Annotated in this window: 1 protein-coding gene; it reads left to right on the top strand. The window is 70.1% G+C overall.

Features of this window, described 5'->3' with window-relative positions; translation table 11 throughout:
- Positions 1-37: 37 nt before the first annotated feature.
- Positions 38-529: an Lrp/AsnC family transcriptional regulator gene (locus AN215_RS00065; protein ID WP_107374238.1), complete on the top strand. Its 492-nt coding sequence runs from the start codon at positions 38-40 to the stop codon at positions 527-529.
- Positions 530-765: the final 236 nt, after the last annotated feature.

Here is a 765-nt window from a genome sequence, read left to right as displayed (position 1 = left end):
GGTGGGGAAGGCGTTCGGGGCTGTGAGGTTGAGCATTGTGACAGGTGAGGAATCCCTCGACGTTCTCGACGCGAGGCTGCTGCTCGCGCTCGCCGACGAGCCCCGCGCCCCTGTGGCGGCGCTGGCCGAGCGGCTCGGGCTGTCCCGCAACACTGTTCAGGCACGGCTGGGGAAGCTCCAGCGCCGTGGCGCCCTGCTCTCCTTCGAACGGTGTGTCGATCCGGCGGCGCTGGGCTACCGGCTCTCGGCCGTGATCACCACGCGGGTGACGCAGCGGCGGCTGGAAGAGGTCGCAGACGCCCTCGGCCGCATCCCCGAGGTGGTCGAGGTCGACGGGCTCAGCGGGGACACCGATCTTCTGGTGCGTGTCGTGGCTACCGACGCTGATGATCTCTACCGCGTTGCCGGGCAGGTCCTGGCTGCTCCGGGGGTGGAGCGTACGAGCACGGCTCTGGTGATGCGCCGGCTCGTCGGCCGCCGTCTGACGCCGCTGCTGCGGCGGAGTGCGGGGGAGCCGGGCGGCGGGTGAGCGGGGGGCGTGGGGCGACGGGGGCATGAGGCGCGTGGGTGTGCTGTGGGGGGTCACATGGTTGTTGTGGTTGTCCAGATGATGCTTACGAGCACGGCGAGGGGGAGGGTGACCATGATGAGTAGTTGGGTGGCTCCGGTTGTGTTGACGCGGTCCCAGAAGTGCTGCGATGCGGTCTGTGTTTCCTGGTTCCGGGTTGTTTGTGGGAGGGCGGGTGCGGGGGCGGGCGGGGGGGG

Source organism: Streptomyces abyssalis (assembly GCF_001751365.1).
GTDB classification, from domain to species: Bacteria; Actinomycetota; Actinomycetes; order Streptomycetales; family Streptomycetaceae; genus Streptomyces; species Streptomyces abyssalis.
This window is presented reverse-complemented; position numbering and strand designations above follow the sequence as displayed.